The organism is Marinomonas aquimarina (assembly GCF_900089755.1).
GTDB lineage: Bacteria > Pseudomonadota > Gammaproteobacteria > Pseudomonadales > Marinomonadaceae > Marinomonas > Marinomonas aquimarina.
Genome location: NZ_FLOC01000001.1, coordinates 145,458 through 170,996 on the forward strand (window position 1 = coordinate 145,458; position 25,539 = coordinate 170,996).

Annotated in this window: 24 protein-coding genes and 1 riboswitch; of the genes, 8 read left to right on the forward strand and 16 right to left on the reverse strand. The window is 49.5% G+C overall.

From position 1 onward, the window contains the following. Positions 1 to 265: 265 nt before the first annotated feature. Together MAQ5080_RS00790 and bioA are read left to right on the forward strand one after the other, a co-directional pair. Positions 266 to 805: a ComF family protein gene (locus MAQ5080_RS00790; RefSeq protein ID WP_156496492.1), complete on the forward strand. Its 540-nt coding sequence runs from the start codon at positions 266 to 268 to the stop codon at positions 803 to 805. 81 nt (positions 806 to 886) lie between these two features. Beyond that, complete coding sequence (gene bioA, locus MAQ5080_RS00795) at positions 887 to 2,179, forward strand: adenosylmethionine--8-amino-7-oxononanoate transaminase (RefSeq protein WP_067204100.1); 1,293 nt, start codon at positions 887 to 889, stop codon at positions 2,177 to 2,179. A gap of 73 nt (positions 2,180 to 2,252) precedes the next feature. Here bioA and MAQ5080_RS00800 read toward each other — a convergent pair whose 3' ends face one another. The 6 genes from MAQ5080_RS00800 to rpsF form a co-directional block, all read right to left on the reverse strand. After that, positions 2,253 to 3,806: a methyl-accepting chemotaxis protein gene (locus MAQ5080_RS00800; protein WP_231870743.1), complete on the reverse strand. Its 1,554-nt coding sequence runs from the start codon at positions 3,804 to 3,806 to the stop codon at positions 2,253 to 2,255. Between the two features lie 95 nt (positions 3,807 to 3,901). Then, a complete protein-coding gene (gene dnaB / locus MAQ5080_RS00805) occupies positions 3,902 to 5,278 on the reverse strand; it encodes a replicative DNA helicase (protein ID WP_067204107.1) in 1,377 nt (458 codons plus the stop codon). 154 nt (positions 5,279 to 5,432) lie between these two features. Next, positions 5,433 to 5,879: a 50S ribosomal protein L9 gene (gene rplI, locus MAQ5080_RS00810; protein ID WP_067204110.1), complete on the reverse strand. Its 447-nt coding sequence runs from the start codon at positions 5,877 to 5,879 to the stop codon at positions 5,433 to 5,435. Positions 5,880 to 5,911: 32 nt separating this feature from the next. Further along, the gene (locus MAQ5080_RS00815; RefSeq protein ID WP_231870744.1) at positions 5,912 to 6,739 is read right to left on the reverse strand and encodes a hypothetical protein; all 828 of its coding nucleotides are present in this window, start codon (positions 6,737 to 6,739) and stop codon (positions 5,912 to 5,914) included. Between the two features lie 58 nt (positions 6,740 to 6,797). Next, positions 6,798 to 7,028 (reverse strand): 30S ribosomal protein S18, encoded by a 231-nt coding sequence (gene rpsR, locus MAQ5080_RS00820; RefSeq protein WP_055461955.1) that lies wholly within the window; start codon positions 7,026 to 7,028, stop codon positions 6,798 to 6,800. A gap of 22 nt (positions 7,029 to 7,050) precedes the next feature. Beyond that, the gene (gene rpsF, locus MAQ5080_RS00825; protein WP_067204116.1) at positions 7,051 to 7,461 is read right to left on the reverse strand and encodes a 30S ribosomal protein S6; all 411 of its coding nucleotides are present in this window, start codon (positions 7,459 to 7,461) and stop codon (positions 7,051 to 7,053) included. A 272-nt stretch (positions 7,462 to 7,733) separates the two neighbouring features. Here rpsF and MAQ5080_RS00830 point away from each other — a divergent pair, with 272 nt between their 5' ends. Continuing rightward, positions 7,734 to 8,633 carry a DMT family transporter gene (locus tag MAQ5080_RS00830; protein WP_067204119.1) on the forward strand — a complete coding sequence of 300 codons (900 nt, stop codon included), beginning with the start codon at positions 7,734 to 7,736 and terminating at the stop codon, positions 8,631 to 8,633. A 2-nt stretch (positions 8,634 to 8,635) separates the two neighbouring features. On the opposite strand, the gene MAQ5080_RS00835 is transcribed toward MAQ5080_RS00830, so the two are convergent. The 7 genes from MAQ5080_RS00835 to hldE all read right to left on the reverse strand — a co-directional run bounded on the left by MAQ5080_RS00835 (position 8,636) and on the right by hldE (position 17,434). Next, complete coding sequence (locus MAQ5080_RS00835; RefSeq protein ID WP_067204123.1) at positions 8,636 to 9,493, reverse strand: DMT family transporter; 858 nt, start codon at positions 9,491 to 9,493, stop codon at positions 8,636 to 8,638. Positions 9,494 to 9,545: 52 nt separating this feature from the next. After that, positions 9,546 to 10,250, reverse strand: coding sequence for a thiamine ABC transporter ATP-binding protein (locus MAQ5080_RS00840; protein ID WP_067204126.1), 705 nt, complete (start codon positions 10,248 to 10,250; stop codon positions 9,546 to 9,548). Further along, the gene (thiP, locus tag MAQ5080_RS00845) at positions 10,237 to 11,817 is read right to left on the reverse strand and encodes a thiamine/thiamine pyrophosphate ABC transporter permease (protein ID WP_067204129.1); all 1,581 of its coding nucleotides are present in this window, start codon (positions 11,815 to 11,817) and stop codon (positions 10,237 to 10,239) included. The genes MAQ5080_RS00840 and thiP overlap by 14 nt, the downstream gene beginning before the upstream one ends. A 3-nt stretch (positions 11,818 to 11,820) precedes the next feature. Next, on the reverse strand, positions 11,821 to 12,813 hold the full coding sequence (gene thiB, locus MAQ5080_RS00850; protein WP_067204132.1) for a thiamine ABC transporter substrate binding subunit: 993 nt from the start codon (positions 12,811 to 12,813) through the stop codon (positions 11,821 to 11,823). 45 nt (positions 12,814 to 12,858) lie between these two features. Further along, positions 12,859 to 12,965: riboswitch (TPP riboswitch) on the reverse strand. Positions 12,966 to 12,997: 32 nt separating this feature from the next. Then, positions 12,998 to 14,236 (reverse strand): 3-deoxy-D-manno-octulosonic acid transferase, encoded by a 1,239-nt coding sequence (locus tag MAQ5080_RS00855; RefSeq protein ID WP_067204135.1) that lies wholly within the window; start codon positions 14,234 to 14,236, stop codon positions 12,998 to 13,000. 4 nt (positions 14,237 to 14,240) lie between these two features. Continuing rightward, entirely contained in the window at positions 14,241 to 16,007 is a 1,767-nt protein-coding gene (gene msbA / locus MAQ5080_RS00860; protein WP_067204138.1) for a lipid A export permease/ATP-binding protein MsbA, read from the reverse strand. Further along, positions 16,007 to 17,434, reverse strand: coding sequence for a bifunctional D-glycero-beta-D-manno-heptose-7-phosphate kinase/D-glycero-beta-D-manno-heptose 1-phosphate adenylyltransferase HldE (gene hldE / locus MAQ5080_RS00865; protein ID WP_067204843.1), 1,428 nt, complete (start codon positions 17,432 to 17,434; stop codon positions 16,007 to 16,009). Before hldE ends, msbA begins: the two co-directional genes overlap by 1 nt. 64 nt (positions 17,435 to 17,498) lie before the next feature. Here hldE and MAQ5080_RS00870 point away from each other — a divergent pair, with 64 nt between their 5' ends. The 5 genes from MAQ5080_RS00870 to MAQ5080_RS00890 are packed head-to-tail and all read left to right on the forward strand — an operon-like array spanning position 17,499 to position 22,010. Then, positions 17,499 to 18,650 (forward strand): AGE family epimerase/isomerase, encoded by a 1,152-nt coding sequence (locus MAQ5080_RS00870; RefSeq protein WP_231870745.1) that lies wholly within the window; start codon positions 17,499 to 17,501, stop codon positions 18,648 to 18,650. Positions 18,651 to 18,669: 19 nt separating this feature from the next. Beyond that, positions 18,670 to 19,617 (forward strand): ADP-glyceromanno-heptose 6-epimerase, encoded by a 948-nt coding sequence (gene rfaD / locus MAQ5080_RS00875; protein WP_067204141.1) that lies wholly within the window; start codon positions 18,670 to 18,672, stop codon positions 19,615 to 19,617. After that, positions 19,610 to 20,620, forward strand: coding sequence for a lipopolysaccharide heptosyltransferase II (gene waaF / locus MAQ5080_RS00880; RefSeq protein ID WP_082860956.1), 1,011 nt, complete (start codon positions 19,610 to 19,612; stop codon positions 20,618 to 20,620). Before rfaD ends, waaF begins: the two co-directional genes overlap by 8 nt. A 10-nt stretch (positions 20,621 to 20,630) precedes the next feature. Continuing rightward, the gene (locus MAQ5080_RS00885) at positions 20,631 to 21,425 is read left to right on the forward strand and encodes a glycosyltransferase family 2 protein (protein ID WP_067204145.1); all 795 of its coding nucleotides are present in this window, start codon (positions 20,631 to 20,633) and stop codon (positions 21,423 to 21,425) included. A gap of 21 nt (positions 21,426 to 21,446) precedes the next feature. Further along, positions 21,447 to 22,010, forward strand: a complete 564-nt coding sequence (locus tag MAQ5080_RS00890; protein ID WP_067204148.1) for an acyltransferase — start codon at positions 21,447 to 21,449, stop codon at positions 22,008 to 22,010. 21 nt (positions 22,011 to 22,031) lie between these two features. Here the strand turns inward: MAQ5080_RS00890 and MAQ5080_RS00895 are convergent, their stop codons facing one another. From MAQ5080_RS00895 to MAQ5080_RS00905, 3 genes are all read right to left on the reverse strand, one after another. Beyond that, the gene (locus MAQ5080_RS00895; protein ID WP_082860957.1) at positions 22,032 to 23,114 is read right to left on the reverse strand and encodes a glycosyltransferase family 4 protein; all 1,083 of its coding nucleotides are present in this window, start codon (positions 23,112 to 23,114) and stop codon (positions 22,032 to 22,034) included. Further along, positions 23,115 to 24,137: a glycosyltransferase family 9 protein gene (locus MAQ5080_RS00900; protein ID WP_197464534.1), complete on the reverse strand. Its 1,023-nt coding sequence runs from the start codon at positions 24,135 to 24,137 to the stop codon at positions 23,115 to 23,117. 189 nt (positions 24,138 to 24,326) lie between these two features. Then, the gene (locus MAQ5080_RS00905) at positions 24,327 to 25,496 is read right to left on the reverse strand and encodes a nucleotide sugar dehydrogenase (protein WP_067204151.1); all 1,170 of its coding nucleotides are present in this window, start codon (positions 25,494 to 25,496) and stop codon (positions 24,327 to 24,329) included. Positions 25,497 to 25,539: the final 43 nt, after the last annotated feature.

A 25,539-nucleotide genomic window follows, 5' to 3' on the forward strand; every position in this document is an offset into this window, starting at 1 on the left:
TGGACTTCTTGGCTAGTCCAGTCGTATCGAGGTTGAGTAGCAATATTCACCGCTGAGGCTCCATCATTTTATTGTTGCAAGGAACGCAATACTAATGACCTTCTTCAAACTGTCAACCAGTCTAATATCGATAGTTTACAAGCGATCATTATTAGATCAATGCTATGTATGCGATATTCGCCGCGAAGGCACTCTCTGCTCAAGCTGCCAAAAACTGTTACAGCGTAATCACAGCCACTGCCAATTGTGTTCACGCCCTACTGCCGTGACCGTTACCCTGTGTGGTGAATGCCAGCAAACCCTACCTAGCTTTGACCGTATCATTGCCCCGCTTAGGTATGAAGGCCTATGCCGTGGCCTGATTCGCAAAGCTAAGTTTGAAAATCAGCCTCACCTGCTACGCCCCCTCGTCACATTCATCATCGATCACCTTATCGAGCACGACATCGCGCTCCCCACCGCTTGGTGTGTGGTGCCCACCAGCCAGCAATCCTTATCCGAGCGTGGTTACTGCCAAACCACCTTAATTGCCGACTTACTGAGCAAGGCACCAACGCTAGCATCCATGCAACGCATTGTTTTAAAACGTCGTTTAGAAGTCAGCGCCCAGCACACGCGCTCCAAAGCAGAACGACACAGCCTATCTCATCGTTTGTTTTATACTGAGGAGCGTGTGCCGGAACAGGTACTACTGATTGATGATGTGGTCACCACTGGCAGTACCGCGGAAGCGTGCGCCAAAGCACTGCGGCTGGCTGGCGCAAAACGCGTCACCGTACTGGCGCTAGCACGCACATCCGAATAACGCCGGCGCAACATGGCACAGCCATGTTAATTTCGTTAGTATCGCAGCTACATTTTTTACAACAGTGATCGAGAGCCCGGCATGAACCAACAAGAGCAACAACGTCTAACCGAGTTAGACAAGCAGCTTTTATGGCATCCTTACACATCCATGAGCCACCCTACGCCACACTTTCTGGTCGAGCGCGCCGCAGGTTGTGAGTTCCACCTCGCCGATGGCCGTACCTTGATTGACGGCATGTCTTCTTGGTGGAGTGTGATTCATGGCTACAGCCATCCTGCGATTAACCAAGCTCTGCACCAGCAGATTGACGACTTCTCACATGTGATGTTTGGCGGTCTCACTCACAAGCCTGCCATCGAACTGGGAGAAAAGCTGGTCGCTATGACGCCGCCAAGTCTGACCCGCGTGTTTTTCTCGGATTCAGGCTCGGTGTCTGTGGAAGTGGCGTTAAAAATGGCCATACAGTACTGGCACTCTCAAGGTCAGCCCAACAAACAGCATTTTGCCACTCCGCGCTCCGGCTATCATGGCGATACCTTTGCCGCTATGTCCGTATGTGATCCCGTTAATGGCATGCACAGCATGTTTAACCAAGCACTGACACCGCAGTGCTTTGTGTCGCCACCGCCAACGGGGATCGACACTCCCCTTGACCCAAATTACTTAAAAGAGATTCGCGAAACCTTTGCCGAGCATCACGAGCATCTAGCGGGCTTTATCATCGAACCTGTAGTGCAGAATGCGGGAGGGATGCGTTTTTACAACCCCGCCTATCTCGATGAAATTCGCGCCCTCTGTGATGAGTTCAACATCCTATTGATCTTTGATGAAATCGCCACCGGGTTTGGTCGTACAGGCAAACTGTTTGCTACCGAGCACAGCAACATCGAACCCGATATCATGTGTGTCGGCAAGGCGCTGACGGGAGGCTACATCACCCTTGCGGCGACCATTACGAATGACAGGGTTGCCCTTGGCATCAGTGATCAGGGCGGCGTGTTTATGCATGGCCCCACTTTCATGGGCAACGCCTTGGCCTGCACTGCAGCGAATGCCAGCCTAGATTTAGTACAAAGCTATGACATTGAAACCAAAGTAGCGCAAATCCAAGTCTGGCTAGAGAGTGCCCTAAGCCCCTGCTTGGATCTCGATCTGGTGCGTGATGTGCGCTGTTTAGGCGCTATTGGCGTGGTGGAACTTTCTCACCCAGTGGATTTGCATAAGATCCAACCGCTGTTTGTGGAAAAAGGCGTCTGGATTCGCCCCTTCGGTCGTTTGATTTACCTGATGCCGCCGTACGTGATTGAGCAAGAGCAGATCACCAAGCTAGGGCATGCCATTCAGGCAGTGATTCAAGCGCACTTCGCTTAAGTCGCTATTAACAAGCGTGACCGCAGACATAAAAAAACCGAGCTAGGCTCGGTTTTTTTAGTCACTACTGAAACTATTGTTTCATACGCTCAGCAAGGTTACCCTGTTCGTAGGCTTCTTCTTCAATGTGGGCAATATTGGTCACGATGTGCTCGGCACGCTCGATACTTTCAATACTGAGCTGATCCACGTCCATCATCTGCTGACTCAGTGAGGTCGCCACTTCCGCTTGCTCTGCTGTCGCTGAGTTAATCTGAGCGGTCATTTCCACAATGTGGTGAATGGCTTTCTCAATGGCATTCATACTGTCCGCCACTTCGGTCACGCCCGCCACACCTTCGTTGGCTACGGTAGCTCCCTTATCAATGGCTTCCAGTACCGCTTGCGTATTGCGCTTCAACTCTTCGGTAGTTTCATGAATACTTTGCGTGGCATCCTGGGTGCGAATCGCTAGCGCACGCACTTCATCCGCCACCACGGCAAAACCACGACCGGCTTCACCAGCACGCGCTGACTCAATCGCCGCATTTAGGGCCAGCAAGTTGGTCTGCTCAGCAATATCGCTGATCGAATTCACCAAGCCATTGATACGGTCACTTTGCTTGGCCAAGTCTTCCACCACACCTTTCGCCGAGTTTACTTCTTGGTAAACCTTCTGCATGGTTTCACCCGTGTGCTTGGCCATGGTACGGCTGGCTTTCGCCTTATCCTCGACTGAAGCAGTATCTTCAGCGGCAATGCGCACATTATCAGCGATCTGGTTAACACTGGCCTGCAGCTGAGTACTGGCCGACACCACGGTACGGAAGCTATCACGCTGCTTATTGAAGTTGGCTAAGTTGGACGTCACGCTGGTTTTCGCTTGTTGCGCGGTATTCTGAAGCTGCTTAGAGCCGACCATCAAGCGGTAGCGGAAAGTAAAGGCCGCGGCACTCTTATGCAATTGCGAAAAGCTTAACGCCACATTCGGTCCCACCGCCTTGTAGTAAAGGTACTGACCTATGATGTTGTGCGCTTCAGGCGGCAATTTGGCAATGGTTGAACGCAGTGATTGGCGCTGCGTTAGATTTAGGGTCGCTCCCACAATTGCTAAAATAGGCGACAGAATTTGCCACCATAGCCACGGCGAAAACAGCCCCATGATGCCGAACACCACAAAGAAAATCGCATTCAGCCAGGTTTGACGCCACATCCAGCCTTTAAAACGCGGCATGGCCGGCACTGGGTGCTTACCAGCATTAACACGCTCATACACCATCTGTGCATGGGCTTTTTGATCATTGTTGACTTTCTGGCGCACCGACTCATAGCCGATGACCTTGCCATTATCAATCAGAGGGCTAACGTGTGCACTGACCCAGTAATGATCACCGCTTTTACAACGGTTCTTCACGATCCCCATCCAGCTACGACCCGCTTTCAGGTTCTCCCACATATCGGCGAACACTGCCGGCGGCACGTCAGGATGACGAATCAAATTGTGTGGTTGGCCAATCAGCTCTTCGCGCTCATAGCCCGCCACCTTACAAAAATCATCGTTCACAAAGGTAATTCGACCCTTTACATCCGTGCTGGAAACGAGGGTGTAGTGCGAAGGGAAATCATTTTCCCTGTTTGTAACAGACATTTTACGCATAGCTTCTCTCGATAAATCTATCTAATCACTGCCCTAACCATAAGATTTACGTACATTTTTAGCAACAAAAAAGCACAAAAATAGCACTACTCGTCGTCGAAATCTCGATACGCGTCGGGCGCCAAATCCTCAAAGCGAGTAAACTTACCAATAAACGCCAAACGACAGGTACCAATCGGACCGTTACGCTGCTTACCGATAATAATTTCCGCAATCCCTTTATGAGGGGTATCTTCATGATATACCTCATCTCGATAAACGAACGAGATGACGTCCGCATCCTGCTCAATCGCTCCCGATTCACGCAAATCTGAGTTAACTGGACGCTTGTTAGGGCGTTGCTCAAGACTACGGTTTAGCTGTGACAAAGCGATAACAGGACAGTTCATTTCCTTAGCGATCGCCTTAAGCGATCGCGAAATCTCAGAAATTTCATTAGTTCGACCCTCGCTGTAACCAGGAATCTGCATCAACTGCAAATAGTCGACCATGATCAGCGCCACGCCACCATGCTCACGTGCAATACGGCGAGTACGCGAACGCATTTCTGTCGGGCTGATACCAGCGGTATCATCAATAAACAACTTGCGGTCTTTTAGCATTTTGACCGCAGACATGAGTTTATCCCAATCTTCTTGGATCAATTGCCCGGAGCGCATACGAGTCTGGTCGATTCGCCCCAAAGACGACAACATACGCATCATCAGCTGCTCAGCTGGCATCTCCAAACTGAACACCACCACCGGCAGCTCACTGATCATGGTGGCGTTTTCCACTAAGTTCATGGCAAAGGTCGTTTTACCCATCGACGGACGCCCCGCGACAATGATCAAGTCTGACGGCTGCAAGCCTGAGGTCATGCCATCCAAATCGGTAAAACCAGTGCTTAAGCCGGTAATCGAGCCCTCTTGATGATACAACTCGTCGATTTTATCGACGGTCTTACTGAGGATTTCCGACGCAACACGCGGACCACCTTTTTTCTCGCCATCACCACTCAATTGGAAAATACGACGCTCCGCGTCTTCTACAATTTCAGAGGCAGACATCCCTTCAGGGTGAAAAGCGCGGCTGTTAATATCATTGGTGGTACTGATCAAACGGCGTAGTATCGAACGCTCCCGTACAATTTCAGCGTACGAGGCAATATTGGCCGCACTCGGTGTGGCCTCCACCATTTCAATCAGGTAGGCAATGCCGCCAATTTCTTCTAGTTCACCACGTTTATCTAAACGCTCACTGATGGTGACTACGTCGGCAGGTTCGGTGTCATCGGCAAGACGCGCAATCACTGAAAAAATCGCACGATGCTCTGGGCGATAAAAGTCATCCGCCATGACCACTTCTGATACCTTCTCCCACGCCTGTGGGTCCAGCATTAAGCCACCAATAACCGAACGCTCAGCCTCAATCGAGTAAGGCGGTAATTTAATGGAGGAGACTTCAGAATCTTCTAATTGCACGTAACACTCTCTCGTGAGTCGGGGGTAGACAAGACCACAAAGCTTATCATTCTGCTTTAAAAACGCCAGACTGACAGACTAAAAATCTAGGCATAAAAAAAGGCACTCCGCTTAAGCGGAATGCCTCTCTTTGAAGCAATAATTTCCGAAGAAATTACTGAGCTACAACTTCTAGAGTAACTGTTGCAGTTACTTCAGAGTGTAGTTGAACGTCAACTTCGTAAGCGCCTACGTTACGTAGAGCACCTTCTGGAAGACGTACTTCAGATTTAGCAACTTCAACGCCACCAGCAACGATCGCATCAGCGATGTCACGAGTACCGATAGAGCCAAATAGCTTACCTTCGTCACCAGCGTTAGCAGTGATTGTGAAAGTTTTGCCTTCTAGAGTTGCTGCGCGAGTTTGCGCTGCAGCAACGCGCTCTGCTGCTTGAGCTTCAAGCTCAGCACGACGCTCTTCAAAAGAAGCCAAGTTAGCTTTGTTAGCCATTACAGCTTTTTTGTTTGGAATCAAAAAGTTACGAGCAAAACCTGGTTTAACAGTAACAACGTCACCGATACCGCCTAGCTTGCCTACTTTGTCGAGTAGAATCACGTTCATCTCGATCACCTCTAAAATAAATTAACTAGCTTTTAATTGATGTCAGTTGGTTTTGACTGCATTCGTCCACGAATGTCCACAAAGCTATCGACCACCGCAAGGAAGATCAGAATATTTGCAAAGTAAACACTCAGTACCAAAATGCCAATCAGGTAAAATAGGACCAGACCGACCATCCCAATTTTCTTTAATGCCAGAATACCGTGAACCAATGCGAGCCCAGGGATCACCAGTGCTGGTACAGCAGCGCGAGACAACACCTCAAAACCACCGCCTAGGCTTTCACCTGCCAACACCATTGCACCAAGCATGAGTGCAACAGATAGAGGGAGTCTAAATTCATGAAACTCCTTCTTTAAACCACCTGGATTGTACAAGCGTGCTTGCCAGCGGCGTGCTAAAAATAGCGCCGCCACAGCGATATACGCTTGCACCACAGACATGGCGATCACCGCTTGTTGGATAATCTCTTCCTTACTAGGAATGACGACCCCTTCTTCCTCACTGTTGCTTAGAATCTGTTGAATCAGGTCAGCAACCATGTCCAACAAATCCGCCATGAGTAACGGCTGGATCACAGATGATAACACCGCAAGTACACTTGCACTGAGCATCACCCAAGCCCAAGACACCTTTTCCCTCAGCACATAAGCCAAGATAAAGGTATCGATCAACACCATAAATGCTGTCGCATCACTTTGAATCACCCACAGCACAAGTGCTGGTAGGCCACCCCAAGCAAGTACGTGTATTCCGTCTTTTACACCTTTACGAAGCACCACCAGCCCTAAGGCTGCAGCGCCTAGCCAAAACATCATAGGTATGATGCTGCAGACTGCTACCAAAATGATAGCATTCATGCGTTTTGTCATTACCCAGTTAGCTAAGCCGCCCATGGAATACTTCTTACATCACTTATTAATTAAAGTGACCGTCAGTGTAAGGAAGCAAAGCAATGTAGCGAGCGCGTTTGATAGCAGTCGCTAGCTGACGCTGGTAACGTGCACGTGTGCCAGTAATACGGCTTGGTACAATTTTACCAGTTTCAGTGATGTAACCTTTTAGAGTGTCTAGATCTTTGTAATCGATCTCTTTAACGCCTTCTGCGCTGAAACGGCAGAACTTACGACGACGGAAAAAACGAGCCATAATGTATCTCCTAATTAATCAATTATTCAGCAGAGTCGTCTGCAGAGTTGTCCGCAGCAGCTTCTGTTGGTTTTTGCTCTTCGCGCTGTGGAGCAGAACGACGCTCTTCACGGCTTTCAGCAGCTTTGATTGGAGACACTTCAGTTACCGCTTCTTTACGACGGATAACTAGGTTACGGATGATCGCATCGTTGTAACGGAAAGTGTCGTTTAGCTCAGCCATCACACCTTCAGACGCTTCAATGTTCATAAGAACGTAGTGCGCTTTGTGGATTTTGTTGATTGGGTAAGCTAGCTGACGACGGCCCCAGTCTTCAAGACGGTGTACTTGACCGCCATCTTCAGTGATCAAGTTAGTGTAACGCTCGATCATTGCTGGAACTTGTTCGCTTTGATCTGGGTGTACCAGAAACACGATTTCATAATGACGCATGATTGCTCCTTATGGGTTCTTAGTCTCCACGCTTTCCCCGTTAAAAAGCTGTGAGACAAGGAGTATGATTTACGGGGACGCGAATTATATACCGACCTTTAAAAATTAAAAAGCCTAAGCGAGTACTTTTTAACCTTTTCTTTCGCTCAACTCTGCTCCGCCCAGATTCAGACCAATGCTGAAGCCATTAGTTCATCCGCATAGCCCTAGACAGGTCCATTATTACTGGTTATGTTGAAGCGCTTAACTGATAACCCTAGCAAGGACATGCTATGCCAGCTTTTGTGTACTTATTGCTGCCAATACTGTTTTGGTCCGGTAACTATGTATTAGGTCGGCTCACCGTTTCAGACGGTATCGATCCATATACCATTTCCTTTTTCCGCTGGAGCATTGCCTGCCTGCTGATTCTGCCATTTGCCTACCCTAAAATCGTCGCCGATTGGGCGCTGGTGCGCAAACACTGGCCAATGTTGCTGCTGTTTGCCTTGTTAGGCATCTGTAATTACAACCTATTTCTGTACATTGGCCTAACGTCCACCACGGTGACTAATGCGGTATTGCTCAACTCCATCATGCCAGTGATGATTCTCATCACCGCACGACTGTTATTGGGCACTAAGACCAGTACCTTGCAAAACACAGGCATCCTAATATCCACCCTAGGCGCCTTTGTGATCGTTAGCCGCGGCAGTCTCGACACCTTTTTGCATCTCACTATTTCAAGTGGTGACCTATGGATCATTACCGCCGCAATCAGCTGGGCGATTTATTCAGTATTGCTCACCAAGCGCCCGACGATGAACATTTTAAGCTTCTTTGCCGTCACTGCTATGCTGGGCACCTGCATTCAGTTCCCTCTGTTTTTACTGTTCTCAAGCACTGAGGTGACAACGCTTACAGGCGCCAACTGGGGCGCCATCATTTACATGGGCATTTTTGCCTCGATTGGTGCCTTTATTTGCTGGAATATCGGGGTACATAAATTGGGCGCGGCGACAGCGGGTCACTTTGTGCACCTGCTGCCAGTATTCAGTATTTTCTTGTCGGTCCTGTTTTTAGGGGAACAGATCGAAAGCTTCCATGGCGTCGGCATCCTACTGATCTTTACCGGTATCGCCACTGCCACTATTTTGAATCAACGAGTCAAACAAGACAAAGCACAAGCTTAGCCCTACTTACGATTTAAACGCGCACTAATAAGGATGCTGAGGAAAATGAGCACCGTCCCAGAGATGGCCAACCAATCTGGGACATGCCCCCAAATCACCCATCCCCAGAAACCAGCAAAAACGATACCGATATAACTCACCGGGGATACCACACTGGCTGGCGCATAGGAATACGCCAAGGTATATAAATGCATCCCCACATACAGGGTAATCGACACCAGCAGCACCCAAAGCCAGGTCTCTGAAGGCAGCGCCAAGCTCTCTCCTTGTCCCAAGGCCAGCGGCACAGACATAACCGCAGAGAAGGCAAAATACACCAACATGGTTTCTTGCCCCGAGACATGAGAGCTGAGCATACGGGTGGTCACCATCGAAAACGCCAGCCCCACCGCCGATAAGAAACCGACAATATGCCATGGATCAAAATGCTCTGGCGTTGGCTTGATGACCAAGGCCACACCAATGAAACCAATCAGCAATGGCAGCCAGCGGGCTTTCGGTATCATCATGCGATGCATGATCAATACCACAAAGGGCACGCATAAAGGCGCACAAGAACGCAGTAGAGAAGCTTCTACTAGAGGAATATGATTGAGCGCCCAGTAATAAAACAAAAAGCCTGCAAAGCCGCCAAGGCTGCGCAAGAAGTGTGCTTTAATGACATGCAAAGGTCGGCGCTGCCATTTGCCCCACATCTGCGGAAACAAAATCACAATACAAAACAAGCTTTGCCAAAACACCAATACCGGCACCGCAATCTGGGTTTGCACTTGTTTGGCAGCGACCGCGGTGATGGACATGATAAAGGCGTAGGCAATGGTGGCGTAGATGCCCTTTTTCACCAGATAGATATCGCTCACAGGTAGTTCCTTGTGAATTAAACAGACAGCAGGCTAAATGGCTATGATCGCCTTATTTAGCGACAGGGGAAACATGCAAATAGCGATTAAACGGAGAATCTGACGGCGGATCACGCAAGACGCTGGCTGGGACTTGAGCGGCCACTTTGCCTTCTTCTACAAGGAGAACCTGCCCCCCCAACAAGATCGCATCCATGGGACTGTGCGTCACCATAATAGTGGTCCATTGATATTGCTCAGTGAGCGTCTTAATCAAATGCAACATATCCGACCTTAATTTAGGATCGAGGGCACTGAAGGGTTCATCCAACAACAAAATCGGCTTTTCCCGCACCAACACACGGGCAATCGCCACGCGCTGAGCCTGCCCTCCTGACAATTGATCAGGAAACTTGTCGCTGTGCTGCTGCAACTGTACCTGAGCCAAGGCCCAGTTCACTTTATCCTGTTGGGCTTGTGACAACGCCCGTGAAGGCGATAAGCCAATCGCGATATTGTCCCAGACACTCAGTTGTGGAAATAAATTATCACTTTGAAACAAGGTAGTGATGGGACGTTCATAGGGCGCAAGCGACAGCAACTCTTGACCGGCAAACTGCAAACTCCCCTGCCCCTCGATATAGCCTCCCAACAAGGACAACAAGGTGCTTTTGCCACCGCCACTTGCCCCCAATATTGAGGTCACGCCAAGCGCCAGTTGCGCTTGATAATGGGCATGAAAATTGTGCCAATGATAACTAACATCAAACGACAGCACGGCGACCTCCTACTAAGCGGTTAATCGAATAAAAGAGTGTCAGACAGAGTAAAATCAACACCACGGCCACACAGGCGCCTTGCTCAACACGATAGGAACCAATCAATTGATACAAATACATCGGTAGAGTTTCCAAGCCCTTCGAGCCAAATAAGGCCACCACACCTAAGTCCCCCAAACTTAACAATACCGCGTACGCTAACCCTTGAGCGACGGCACTGCGGATTTGAGGCCACTCCAAACGCAGTCGCGCCATGCCCACCACATTCATTTGCGTGTACAGATGACGGAAACGTTTTTCTTGCTGGTAAATGGTCGGCATGATGGCACGCAACACAAACGGCAGGGCCATCACCGCATTGACCCAGACCACAATCCAATAGGCATGCTTGATGCTAATTCCCACAGAACGGAACATTAAAAACAGCCCTGTCGCTAATACCAAACTCGGCACCATCAGCACTAAGTTACCGGATTGCTCCAACTTTTGCGCCCACCAGTCGCCACGCTGACGCCAGCGTAGCGTGCGCGCCAGCGCTGCAATACTTAAACCGATTAATAATGCCAACAGCCCCGACGGCAGAGCAATCCGCACAGAGTGCCACACTGACCACCATAAATCGGTTTGCCACAGACTTTGCCAAAATAAGGCACTTAGCGCAGGCGATAGAATGGCCACAAAAGGCGGCAGTACCCACAGCAGCACCACGGCCGAGACCAGCGCATCCACCCCATTGGCCAGACGGCTAGAACGCATCGCTAAACGTTCGCCCTGATAGACACTGATATCCTGTCGCAGCGGCGGAGCTAAACGATACACCGCCAGCGCCACCAGCGAGCAAATGCTTACCTGTAGCAACGACAGGTAACTGGCTTTGTTTAAATCAAACTCAAACCGCAGCGCCTGATAAATGGCCACTTCTAAGGTGCTCGAGCGAGGCCCTCCACCGAGGCTTAAAACCACGGCAAAACCTGAGAAACACAGCATAAAGATCAGCAAAAACAAGCCTGGCAGACTTTTCTTTAAATAATGCCACTCAATCAAGCGGAACACATGCCAGCGGGAAAAGCCCAACTGACTGGCAAGGCGCCACTGGGCATCAGGTATCAATTGATAAGCCTGCAGAATCACCCGTACCGCCAGCGGCATATTGAAAAACACGTGCGCCAACAAAATGCCACCCAAGCCATAAAGCGGAAAAGCTGAGCCGAATAGCGTGGTAAACCAACCGTTACGACCATAGACCACGACAATGCCTAAAATGGCCACTATGGTCGGCACCACCATGGAAATGGCAAACAAAGACAGCAGCGTTTGGCGACCAATAAAGCGACGATGAAATAAGCATGAGGCCATGGGAATGGCCAACAAAATACTCAGGAGCGCACTAAGACTGGCTTGGGTGAACGAAAAGCGCACCACTCGCCAAGTATAAGGGTCTGCCAAAAAGCGCCCCCAAGAACTAGGAGAAGCGTATCCCAGCAATGCGCTCAGTGCGGCGGCCGCTATTACAAGGTAAATGGCAACGCCCAGCCAAGCTGGGCGCAGATAGGAGGAAAATATCAAAGCTTAACGTGTCGTCGCTTCTAACCACTCATTAATCCAAGCCTGACGATTCTGGGCCACTTGCTCGGCATCAAGAGTCAGCACTTTGGTTGGCTGAGGTTGAGAGGTAAAAGCTTCCGGCAATGGATCCACATTATCCATTACTGGGTACATCCAGTTACCGGTTGCCACCATATTTTGGAATCCAGGTTCAAGGATGAATTGCATAAACTCTTCTGCGAGAGCCTTGTTCGGAGCACTTTCCAGCATGGCCGCCACTTCAATTTGTGGATAGAAACCTTCGCTTGCGGACGCGGCTTTGTACTTATGCTCGCCTTCGGCAACAATATGATACGCAGGAGATGTGGTGTAACTTAATACCACATCCGCTTCGCCTTTTAGGAACAAACTGTAGCCGTCATACCAGCCTTTGGTCACAGTAACCGTGTGACTGGCCAGTTTCTCCCAAGCATCGGCGACTTGATCACCGTAGACCGACTTCATCCACAACAATAGACCTAGCCCTGGGGTTGAAGTGCGCGGGTCTTGGTAAATGACTTTTAGATCTTGGTTCTCAACCACATCTTTCAACGAGGTCGGTACGTTGGCCAGCTTTTCACTGTCATAGATAAAGGCAAAGTAGCCCTGGTCAAACGGTACAAAATGATCATCTTGCCAACCGCCTGGGGTGGTCACACTGGACGTATCCACGCTGTGCTGGGCCAGCAAGCCGGTTTGCTTAGCCGCTTCCATCACGTTCAAATCAAGACCGAGCAAGACATCCGCTTCAGAGGCATCCCCTTCTAATTGCACACGCGATAAGATCCCCACGGAAGAGTCCAGCGCAACGAAGTTCAACTCACAATCGCACTGAGCTTCAAAGTTGGTTTTGATTTTCGGACCGGGGCCCCAATCAGAGGCAAAAGAATCATAGGTGTAGACCGTCAAAGTATCCGCAGACACCAACGAAGTTGCCAATAAAGCTGTGGCAGACAAAGCAAAAGATTTGAAAGACATAGTCGCTCCTAAGTGAGCGGCGTATAACTGGATTGGCAAGATGTGAAGGGCTTGCTATCTCAATTCCTACGCCAGCATGATCTGGTTCAGGTTCAGTGGGTTAACCAATAATGGTTTCTCAGCAGCTAGATGCCACACCCCATGAGATAAATCGTCGCTATTCTAGCAGAGCCTTAACAGATATCTAACTGTTGTCACACTTTAAATAATCGAGGACGCGCGCTAACGCCCCTTGATTGGCTTGGGCATTGGCCAGGGCTTTCTGGCCCATGGTTTGACGCACATAGACATTTTGTAAGTAGAGCAACTGATCCACTAACTCTGTCACCGAATGCACACGCTGTGCCCCCTGATCTCGGATCAGAGACTCGGTGATGTCGGCGAAGTTAAAGGTATGTTCCCCCACCAGCACAGGCTTTGCCAGCACAGCGGGCTCAATCGGATTGTGTCCACCCCGTTCAATCAAACTGCCTGCCACAAACGCCACATCGGAGACCGCAAAATAACGCATCATTTCGCCCATACTGTCCCCCAGCAAGACATCTGCTTGAGACCAAGTATCTAACGCATTATCCGAACGACGGACGGTTGTAAAGCCCTGTTGTTGGCAAAGTTCATAGACTGAATCAAAACGCTCCGGATGACGCGGCACCAGAATCAATTTGGCATTGGATAATTGACGCTTAAAAGAAGCGTGGGCTTCAAGCAGTTGGGCATCCTCGCCTTCATGCGTACTGGCGGCAATCCAAACAAATTCACCATTCGGGGCTAACGCTTTACGCCATATCGGCACGTCCGAGTCTTCTGCGGGGGTAATATCAAACTTAATATTGCCTGCTACTGGAACTTCTTTTGCACCAAGCGCCTTGAAGCGCTCGGCGTCCGCTTCAGCATGGGCTAAAAAGCGATCCGGCAAAGCCATCAAAGGCCGAGAGAAGAAATCGAACTGAGCATAGCGCTTGGCGGAGCGTTCACTTAAACGAGCGTTGATAATTTGAATAGTCATGCCTTGAGCTTTTGCCGCTTGCAGCAGGTTTGGCCAAAGTTCCGTCTCAATGATAGCCAGCTGCGGGCACGACAGCCCCTTTAACGCGCGCTGTACACAAACATTATGATCAAGCGGCAAATAACGGTGCTGCACACGCCCTGCAAACCACTTTTGCACCTGCTCTTCACCCGTAGGCGTCACTGTGGTGATCAACAGCTGTTTACCAGGATGCGCTTCGAGCCATTGATTCACCAAGCTCTTAGCCGCCAACACCTCCCCTACGGAGGCACAATGCAACCACAAATCCGCCTGCAGTACGCCCCAGTCACCTAAGGCTTCTTGCACACGATAGTTATCATAACGCTTGTGAAAGCGCCAAATACGGCGCGCGATAAACGGCGACGCCAAGGCCAGCAACACTCGATAAAGCCACATTGCTTTACTCTTCGTTGAATTGTTTTTGATGAAGTTTCGCGTAGGCACCATTGTGCGCCAACAACTCTTTGTGTGAGCCCACTTCAACAATCACGCCATGATCCACCACGGCAATGATATCGGCGTTTTCAATGGTCGACAGTCGGTGCGCAATGGCAATCGTGGTGCGATTCTTCATCAAGCTATCAAGTGCCTGCTGAATGGCGCGCTCTGACTCACTGTCCAACGCCGACGTGGCCTCATCCAAAATCAGCACGGGGGCATTCTTAAGAATGGCACGGGCGATGGCGATACGCTGACGTTGACCACCGGATAACAAGACACCGTTTTCACCGACCATGGTATCCAAACCATGCTCTAAGTTTTGGATAAACTCCCAAGCATTGGCCGCTTTGGCCGCAGCGATCACCTCTTCTTCCGTGGCACCACGCAAATAGCCATAAGCGATGTTTTCACGGATCGAGCCATTAAACAGCACCACATTTTGGTTCACCAGTGCGATCTGGCTACGCAAGCTTTTCAGACTGTATTCGCGACTGTCCAAACCATCAACCAGCAAACCACCATCAGTGACATCGTACAAACGCGGCACCAAATTCGCCAAGGTGGACTTACCTCCGCCCGAGCGCCCCACCAATGCTAACGTTTGCCCCGCAGGCAACAGCAAATTGATATTGTCTAGGGTCAAACGGTCACTACTTGGATATTGAAAGCTTAGCTCGCGCCATTCGATTTCGCCTTTCGCCTGCGTCAGCTCTTTTTTCCCTGTGTCTGCTTCTTCAGCCATGTCCAGGAATTCAAAGATACTTTGCGCCGCAGCGATGCCCTTTTGCAGAATACTGTTCACATCGGTTAACTGACGTGCCGGCTTACTCAGCATGCCCGCGGCACCGATAAAGGCCACAAAATCCCCCGCCGACATATGCTCACTTAGGGTCGGATCCAGTGCCAACCAAATCAGAGTCGCCAACGAGATCGCCACCAAAAACTGCACCACGGGAATATTCAGAGCTTTGGTCAGCTCCATTTTCAGCTGGCTGCGTTTGTTGTCTCCCGCCGCTTGACGGAAACGGTCACGCTCATATTCAAAGCCACCAAAGATTTTCACTACTTCATGACCTTTGATGGACTCAGACGCCACATCTGACACCCCACCCATGGCATTTTGAATACGCTGGCTCAGTTTACGAAAACGCTTTGAGGCGTAAGACACCACATAGCCAATCAAAGGGATGATTAACAAGAACAGCAGCGACAGTTTCCAGTTGGTGTAAAGCATGTAACCCAGCAAACCGATCACGGTCAAACCTTCACGAAGCAAGGTTTTCACCGCCGACGTCACCGCACCAATCACCTGTTCAGTATCATAGGTCAGCTTGGACAGCAGTCGGCCTGAGGGCATTTCGCTGTAATAGCTGGTCGGCAACAGCACCAATTTATCGAACATGGTAGTACGCAGATCATAGACTACTTTGTTGGCGATCTTGGCCATGAAGTAGCTACCAAAGAAAGTACCGATACCACGCAATAAAAAGATGCCGAGAATGGTCGTCGGAATCAATAAACGATTTTCTTCAATCGCGCCGGTCGACACCACATCGACAATGTATTTTAACTGCGCGGCCAACGCCGGTTCCATGGCGCCATAAAGCATGTATCCCAACACACTGACCAGAAATACCCCCCACTGGGATTTTATGTATCCCAACAAGCGTAGGTAGATCTTCACTCCAGACTTTTTGGCTGGAGCTTGCGAATCAGGAGCTGTCATTAGCTATTCGCCTTTTCAATAATTTTGGTTGTGGAATAGCCATCCACAAAGGTCAACACTTTCACTTCACCACCATGGTCGAGAACGTGGTCCGCACCAACAATCGATTCAATGGTGTAATCGCCGCCCTTTACCAATACGTCTGGGGTAAGTTGTTGAATCACCTCTAACGGCGTGTCTTCATCAAACCAAGTAACCCAATCGATGGCGCCAATGCCTTCCAGCACCGCCATGCGGTGAGTCAAATCATTAATGGGTCGAGTATCACCTTTCAGACGTTTGACCGAGGCATCGGTATTGACTGCCACCACCAAACGATCGCCCAACGCTTTGGCTTGTTTAATATAGGTCACATGGCCTGGGTGCAGGATATCGAAACAGCCATTGGTAAAGACAATTTTCTCACCATTGTGCTGAGCGACTTTAATTTGCTCTTGCAGGTCCTCAGGAGACAAAACACCAAAGTTCATGGAGTGAGAGCGTGCGAACATAATGGCTTCTAAGGTGTCGGCATCGATCGATGCCGTACCCAGCTTACCGACCACATAGCCCGCCGCTTGGTTAGCGTAATCCACCGCATCCGCGAAACGTTTACTGGTGGTAAACACTGCGGTTAGCACTGCAACCACGGTATCGCCGGCGCCAGTCACATCGAATACTTCTTTGGCTGCAGTAGCCAAAGAGAACGACGGCTTACCGTCTTCTAACAATACCAGTCCATCTTCACCACGGGTTACCAGCAAGGCTTTCCAGCCAAAGCGCTCACGCAGCTCTAAGCCTTTTTCTTCTATCTCTTTTAGGTTGGCACATTTGCCAACGATGGCCTCAAACTCCACCAAGTTAGGTTTTACCAAGGTTGCTCCTTGGTAAATGGAGAAATCATCCCCTTTTGGATCGACAAAGCTTGGCACATTAGCCTGATTCGCTAATTGAATCAGGCTCTGCACATCCGCCAAACAGCCTTTCGCGTAATCTGAGAAAATCACTGCATTCGATTCTGGTAATAGGCTAGCCACTTTATCCGCAACCGCTTGGTTTTGGCTTAACGAATCGTCACGTTCTTCAAAATCCAAACGAATCAGCTGCTGATGGCGACTGATGACACGCAGCTTGGTAATGGTCGGCAAGTTATCCGCGGTAACAAAATGACAATCAACGCCATATTGGGTCAGCGCGTTCTCCAACGCGACAGCGTTTTCATCTGCGCCAACAACGCCGACTAGAGACACGCCCACGCCCAGTTTAGCCAGCCCAAGGGCAACGTTGGCAGCGCCACCTGGACGGTCTTCAACATTGGAAACTTTCACCACCTGAACCGGTGCTTCTGGTGAAATACGAGAGGTGCCACCGTGCCAGTAGCGATCCAGCATTACGTCACCGACAACTAGAATGTGTTTGTTCTTAAAGTTTAAATGTGAGGATATCATGGCGCTTTTCATCGATTTTTGAGGGCAAACATTTTATCATAACGAACTTTCAATTTGGACTCATGTGAAATTGATCAACATGGAAATGCCTAAAACCTTGCACAAACGCATAGAAACCTGTGCAGACCACATCTTCCAAGGCCTGATTCCAAACTGGATCAGTCACGGTTTCACAATTGAAGGTTATAGCCGTGAAAGCTTAACACTCGATTGGCAACACAATCCGGTTGGTCGAGTACGCCTGCTGACCCAATGTCGTCAACTTTACACACTTAGCCATGCGAGCAAGCTTGGTTATGTGTCTGGTTATGATGCGCAAATTCACGCGTTGTTCAATGCTATTGTCGAACTTTATTTCATCGACGGCCGTTGGATCTTCTCGCGCGACGACGAAATGGAGATTCTCGACACGCAAAGCGATGCTTACGCCCTAGCCTTTGTACTACTGTCTTTTAGCCATTATTACCTGTTGAGCAAAGATCTGCGCGCCTTAGAGTACATCGAGTTAACCGATCAATTTTTAGATCAGCAGATGCGTCATCCACAAGGCGGCTATTATGAAGCTTACCCGCTAAATGAGCATGCCCTGCGTCGCCAAAACCCGCACATGCATTTACTAGAGGGGTTTGTTGCTGCCTATCAGGCCACACACGATGACAAATATGTCGCGCGCATCACTGAGATTTGCCAACTAGCCGATCATTATTTTGTCGAACCTAACAGCCATACTCTGCGTGAATTCTTTCAGTCGGACTTGTCTTTAGACCCTGAAACCGGTCACCTAGTCGAACCAGGGCACCACTTTGAATGGGTCTGGTTACTGCACCAAACCTATGCCATTACTGGCCGTGAACAAGATCTCCTCTTGGCCAAACAGCTTTGGCAAGTGGCTAGCGAGCACGGTATGGCCGATAACGGTGGTATTGTGAACAGCATTGATGGCAATACGCTCAAGATCGTTGATGGCGACAAGCGTATCTGGCCCATCACAGAATATTTAAAAGCCTGCTGTGTCGCTGAGCTGACGGATGTTGAGCGCCAACAGCGTCTCACCAGCGCACTCGACTTTTTAGAACATCATTACTTTATCGACCGTGGTCGCTGGATCGAGTACCTCGATGCCAACAATCAAAGCAAAGGCTTTCCGTTGCCGGGCACCACGGGCTATCACATCTTTCTTGGTTTAGCCGAAGTGCTAAAATGGCAAGATTCTTAGAGATTACAGGACTTAGACTATGTATATCGTAACTGGCGGCGCCGGCTTTATCGGCAGCAACATCATCAAAGCATTGAACGAACGCGGTATTCGCAACATTCTGCTTGTCGACGATTTAACGGACGGCAAAAAGTGTCTAAACCTTTCTGACCTAGACATTGCCGATTACATGGACATGTACGATTTCCTTGATCGTATCAAGTCAGACTCCCTAAACATCCAAGCCACGGCGGTATTCCACGAAGGTGCTTGCTCAGCGACCACTGAATGGAACGGTAAATACGTCATGGACGTTAACTACCAGTACTCAAAAGCGGTCTTAAAATGGTGTTTGGATCATCGCGTACCGTTTTCTTACGCCTCGTCGGCCTCCGTTTACGGCCCAGGTCCAGTGTTTCAAGAGTCACGTGAATTCGAAAACCCACTGAACATGTACGCGTTTTCGAAGTTCCAGTTTGACCAATACGTACGCGAGATCCTACCAACAGCCGATTCACAAATCGTTGGTTTCCGTTACTTCAACGTCTACGGCCCACGTGAAAACCATAAAGGCAGCATGGCCAGCGTAGCGTTCCACCTACGCAATCAAGTATTAGCAGGCGAGAATCCAAAACTGTTCGGCGCTTACGATGGTTACGAAGCCGGCGGTCAGAGCCGTGACTTTATCTACGTACAAGACCTAGTGAACACCAAGCTTTGGTTCCTAGATAACCCTGAAAAATCGGGCATCTTTAACCTAGGTACTGGTAATGCTGAGCCATTTAAAACCATCGCCGAAACTGTAATCGAGCATTACGGCAAGGGGGAAATCGAATTCATCCCATTCCCAGAGCACCTAAAAGGCGCCTACCAAAGTTTCACTCAAGCCGACATCAGTAAGCTGCGTGACGTAGGCTACCAAGGCGCATTCCGTGGTCTGGCACAAGGCGTAAAAGATTACATGGCATGGCTAGATAACCGTGGCTAAGTATTTGATCGTTGGCCCCTCTTGGGTGGGCGACATGGTAATGGCACAAAGTCTGTTTAAGTCTGTTAAACAGCAAGACCCTAACGCCATCATTGATGTGATTGGACCCGCTTGGTCCAGTCCCATTTTGGAGCGTATGCCGGAAGTACGAAACGCCATTACCCTAAAAACTGGTCATGGTGAGTGGGGCATTGCCACCCGCCGTCAATTGGGGCATTCCCTGCGCAGCGAGCAATACGATCAAGCCATTGTGCTACCACGTTCCTGGAAGTCGGCTCTAGTGCCCTTCTTTGCTAAGGTGCCGAAACGTATTGGCTATCATGGTGAGCAACGCTATCTTCTGCTAAATGAGCGCCGTAAGCTGGATAAAACAATACTGAACCAGACCGTTAAACGTTTTGTTTCATTAGGTGTGAATAAGTCTGAGGCTTATCCACCACAGAATTTGCCCAACCCAGCGCTGACAGTGGATAAAGGCAACCAAGCCGCCTTATACCAAAACCATGGTTTGGACAGTACTCGTCCAGCCGTGGCGATGATGGCTGGCGCCGAATATGGCCCGGCGAAACAATGGCCTTTAGCGCACTTTCATGAGTTGGCTGAGCGCTTGATCGCCCAAGGGTACCAAGTGTGGATTTTAGGTGGCCCTAAGGACATCGACGATGGCAATATCATCATCAAAGATCTAGGCCCGCATGCGCACAACCTGTGTGGTAAGACACAATTAGTCGATGCCATTGATCTGTTAGCCGCGGCCGAGTTAGCCGTCAGCAATGACTCAGGTCTAATGCACGTGGCCGCAGCAGTCGGCACCAAGGTGCACGGCATCTATGGCTCCACCAGTGAGGCCTTCACGCCACCACTGACCGACAACAAGGTGATTCACAACCTGCACCTTCAATGCTCCCCTTGCTTTAAGCGTACCTGTCCACTAGAGCACACGGACTGCTTAAACAAGCTTAAGCCTGAGCAAATTATTCAATCGATCCAATTGGACCGCTAGGACGCCCACCATGAACAGCCCTGCTAAACGCGCCACGGTGACCGCGGCACTGATTGTTAAGAATGAAGAGAAAAACCTTAAGACGTGTCTCGACAGCCTCGCCGATTGGGTCGATGAAATTGTGCTGCTGGACTCAGGCAGCACGGACCGTACCGAAGACATTGCGCGCCAATACACCTCTCACTTTTACACCAAGGAAAACTGGGAAGGCTTTGGCAAGCAGCGCCAAGCAGCGCAAGCCTACGTCAACAGCGACTATGTGTTCTGGATCGATGCCGATGAAGTGGTGACTGCAGAGCTTAAGGCCAGCATTTTAGCGGCCTTAAGCACGCAAGCCAGCAATACCGCTTACAGCGTCAACCGTAAAAGCTGGGTATTTGGCCGCTTTATCACCCACTCGGGCTGGTACCCAGATCGTGTGACGCGCTTGTATCGTGTCAACGAAGGTGGCTACTCTGACGACTTGGTGCATGAAAAAGTGTTACTGAAAGAAGGCGTCGCAACTCAGCCGCTCGCGGGTGATATGACCCACTACACCTACGATGATTTGCACCACTATTTGGTCAAATCCGCGTCCTACGCTAAGCTGTCGGCCGATCAGAAACAAAAGCGCGGCAAGACCACATCACTTAGTTCGGCGAGCCTGCATGCGTTTGCCTGTTTTGTGAAAATGTACTTGATCAAACGCGGTTTTCTAGACGGCAAACAAGGTTTCTTATTGGCTGTTTTATCGGCGCACTCTACCTTCGTAAAATACGCCGATCTCTGGGTTCGTCAGCAAGCGGATCGCCCAGACGCTCATTAATACGCTAACAAGGGAGGGTCTATGTCATTGCTACAGCAACTCAAACTCAAGCTCTTTAATACCCTAAGGGTACAAAGCAACAATGTCGTAGACATCCACCCTGATAGCAAAATTAAAGGCTGCCGTATTGCCATTAAGGGCACGAATAATCGCCTAGAAATCGCACAGGGCTGTAATCTGCGCGGTGTACATATTGAAATCAATGGCGACAACTGCCTGATCAATATTGAGCGCGATACCATCATTGGTGAAGACTGCTATTTGTCTTCACGAGAAAAAGACACGCAGCTCACCATCGGCGCTGACTGCATGTTCTCCCGTAATGTCAAAATCATGACCAGCGATGGCCATGATATTTTACGCGGTCAACAGCGTATCAATCCCGCCCAGTCGATTCATATTGGCACTCACGTTTGGTTAGCGGATAACGTGACCATATTAAAAGGCGTGAACATCGGCGACGGTTCCGTAGTGGGCATCAACTCCACCCTCACCAAAAGCATTGCTGAGCAAGAAATTGCGGTAGGATCACCTGCCAAAGTGGTGGCAAGCGAAATCACTTGGCGCGACGAGCTGACCTTTTAATCCGCTCATCCCGCACACAAATTAAAGCGCCTGATAAACGCCTAACAGTTTCTGCACATGCACCTTTTGGTCAAACTCTTGTTGCGCACGCTGACGGGCTGCTTGCTCTAAGGATTCGCGTTTAGCTTGATCCAAACACAAATCCTGCATCGCCGCCGCCAGTGCCTCAATATTCATTGGATCGACCAACACACCGGTCTTCTCCAAGATTTCAGGAATCGCCCCCGTGTTAGCACCAATAATGGCTTTGCCCTGCGCCATGGCCTCAATCACCGTCAAGCCAAAGGCTTCTAGGTGCGATGGAATCGCCACCACATCCATGCCTGATAATTGCTTCTCTGGGGTTGAGGAGAAACCATAGAAAGTCACTTTTTGCGCCAATTTGTTGTCACTAACATAGCTCTGAAGCTTGGCAATATAAGGATCATCGCCGCCTTGTTTGGCGTTTAGGCCACCGACTATTACCAAATGAAAACGTTCATCCAACTGTTGCATGGCTTGTAACAGCTCAAAGTGACCTTTGCCTGGCGATAATCGACCGACAATACCGATGACTGAGGTCTCTGGTGCAAGCTTTAACTCTGCTTTAAGGTCTAGCTTATCCGGCAATTGTGCTGGAATATCGGTGCCTAGCCACAATGCTTGAATCCCATTATCAGCCACCGGCAAAGCATGCTTGTTATGCGCCAGAGTGAACTGACTGATCGACAGTACTTGGTCCACATTGCGGTAGATAAAGCGGTGAAAGACATCTTTCTTCGGCTTTTTTACGCCCATATGATCAGTATAAATCAGCTTAAAGCCACACAGCTTTTTCAACAGTACCGCTAACGCTAAGTCCGACGACTTGTGACAATGCACGTATTGAATCTGATGCTGCTTAATCCATTTCGCTAAACTCAGCAGATGACGATAACCATAACCACGACTACTGATCGCCAGACTGCCATCGAACTCTTTGGCCATCACTTCATCAATGGATGAGCCTTGAAAAGCGATACCAAATACGCGATGACCTTGGCTTTGCATTTGTTTGCCGACGCGCAAGGGATACATTTCTAAGCCACCAAAGCCATAGGACAAACACATGTGCAGAATATTCATTTACGCTTCTTTCCCTAGTGTTTCGCACCAGCGTTGAATGTCCGCAAGATGCGGCTCTATCTCAAACTGGGATAAATCTTCTTGTTGCGCGTTGGGCGTAAACGGTAGCCAACGCCCTGCACTGTTCAGTGTCTGCCAACGAAGCGGAGTTGATGAGCGTTTCTTCGGATAGAAGCCTATGGTCGGCACGTCCAATGCGCCAGCGATGTGCAACGGTCCGGTCGAACCGGCCATAAATAGATCCGCCACAGAGATAGAACGCATAAAGTCTTCTACGCCATCGTTGTTATCGTACAAGCTAATACGTTCCACTTTCCCCGTCATGGCATCGACTAAAGCTTTCGAGATGGCGCTTTCACCAGGCCCTGCAGTGATGACAAAGTGCGTCGGCGCTTGCTGATCAAGAAAAGTAATCAACTTACCCCACTGCGCTTGCGTTAAGGTATTCGAGGAGCCGCCCGTCACTGGATGAATAAAGCAAGTGCGTTGCTCGAAGGTCACGCCCAGTGCATGGCGCAATTTCTCTTTTTGAGCCGCTTTTTGCTGATTGCTAAAAGACAATAGCTGATGTGGTGACATGGTTTGCACCTGTCCCTGTAGCACTTCAATCAAGTACTCCGCCAACTCAAGGTTGTACTGATACTCAGGTTTCTCAGACTTAGAACGGCGCTGACGTAGGGTGTGAGTGTACAGAAGCTGTACCCACTTGGTCGCCGGTGCAACGCGTACCGGAATACGCGCCTTACGCACTAGCTTGGCATTGTAGCTATTGGAAAATAAGCAGATGGCCGCATCGAACTGCTGTGCTTGCAGAACTTTGGCGAAGCTTTTGATTTGATCCGCTTTTTTAGGGTCAATGATGACTTCATCAATCCATTCGCAGGCGTTGGCGATATCTTGCGTGTAAGCTGGTACGAGGGCCACCACAGTCGCTTGAGGAAAAGCTTGTTTAATGGCCTTAAAAGCAGGCAAAGCAAGGACAAAATCGCCGATTTTGTCGTTTCGTACGACTAATATTTTCATCAACAGGACCACATCACGAGCGTCTATAAGTGTGAATGTGCCACACGGGCATGATAGATCTCGCCAGAGGCGATCCATATCCTGATGGGCACACTGTAATGGCGCCCTATTTTAAAGCTTATTGCCCCCTAAGTAGAGAGGTTTAGCAAAGAAAGCTGGCACGATTAGCGCTGCCCAAGCAAGAATGACTTAAGCGTCACCGCCAAATAAATCACGGGTGAACACCTTCTCCAGTACATCGCTAAGATCCTCGGTGACGCGGTTGGCGATGATCACGTCGGCTTGGCGTTTAAAACGGGCCAAATCTGTTTCCACACGAGAGTTAAAGAAGCTTTCCTGCTGCATCACCGGCTCATACACCACCACTTCAATGCCCTTCGCCTTGATGCGCTTCATTACCCCTTGGATGGCCGAGGCGCGGAAATTATCCGAGCCTGCTTTCATCACCAAACGATAAATCCCCACCACTTTCGGTGCGCGTTTAATCACTTCATCAGCAATAAAATCCTTGCGTGTGACATTGGCATCAACAATGGCACGAATCAGATTGTTCGGCACCTGATCGTAGTTGGCGAGCAATTGCTTAGTATCTTTTGGTAGACAGTAGCCACCATAACCAAACGACGGATTGTTGTAATGACTGCCGATACGCGGATCCAAACACACCCCATCAATAATCTGGCGCGTATCCAAACCATGCGTTGAAGCATAAGAGTCCAACTCATTAAAGTACGCCACTCGCATGGCAAGGTAAGTATTGGCGAATAGCTTAATCGCTTCGGCTTCGGTCGATCCCGTTAACAGAATATCGATGTCTTGCTTGTGCGCACCTTGGGCTAACAGGTTAGCAAATGCCTGGGCACGCTCTGATTGCTCCCCAACAATGATGCGCGAGGGGTGCAAGTTATCGTACAGCGCCTTGCCTTCGCGTAAAAACTCTGGTGAAAAGATCAGGTTTTCTGTGCCATAGCGCTCGGACGCCTGTTTGGTAAAGCCCACCGGAATGGTCGACTTGATCACCATGGTGGCCCGTGGATTGAAGGCCAGCACATCTTGGATCACTGACTCAACATGACGCGTGTTGAAATAGTTAGTGTCTGGATCATAGTCTGTCGGCGTCGCGATAATGATGAACTCTGCGCCTTCATAAGCTTCGTTTGGGTCTAAGGTGGCACGAAAATTCAACTGTTCGCTGAGCAAATATTGCTCAACCTCATTATCCTGAATCGGGGACTTGCCCTGATTCAACATGGCCACTTTTTCAGGGACCACATCTAGGGCGACCACCTCATTATGCTTTGCTAACAATAAAGCATTGGAAATACCAACATAACCTGTACCAACCACCGCGATCTTCATGAGTCAAACCTATCTTGCGTCACATTTTTTCTTATTCTGCGAC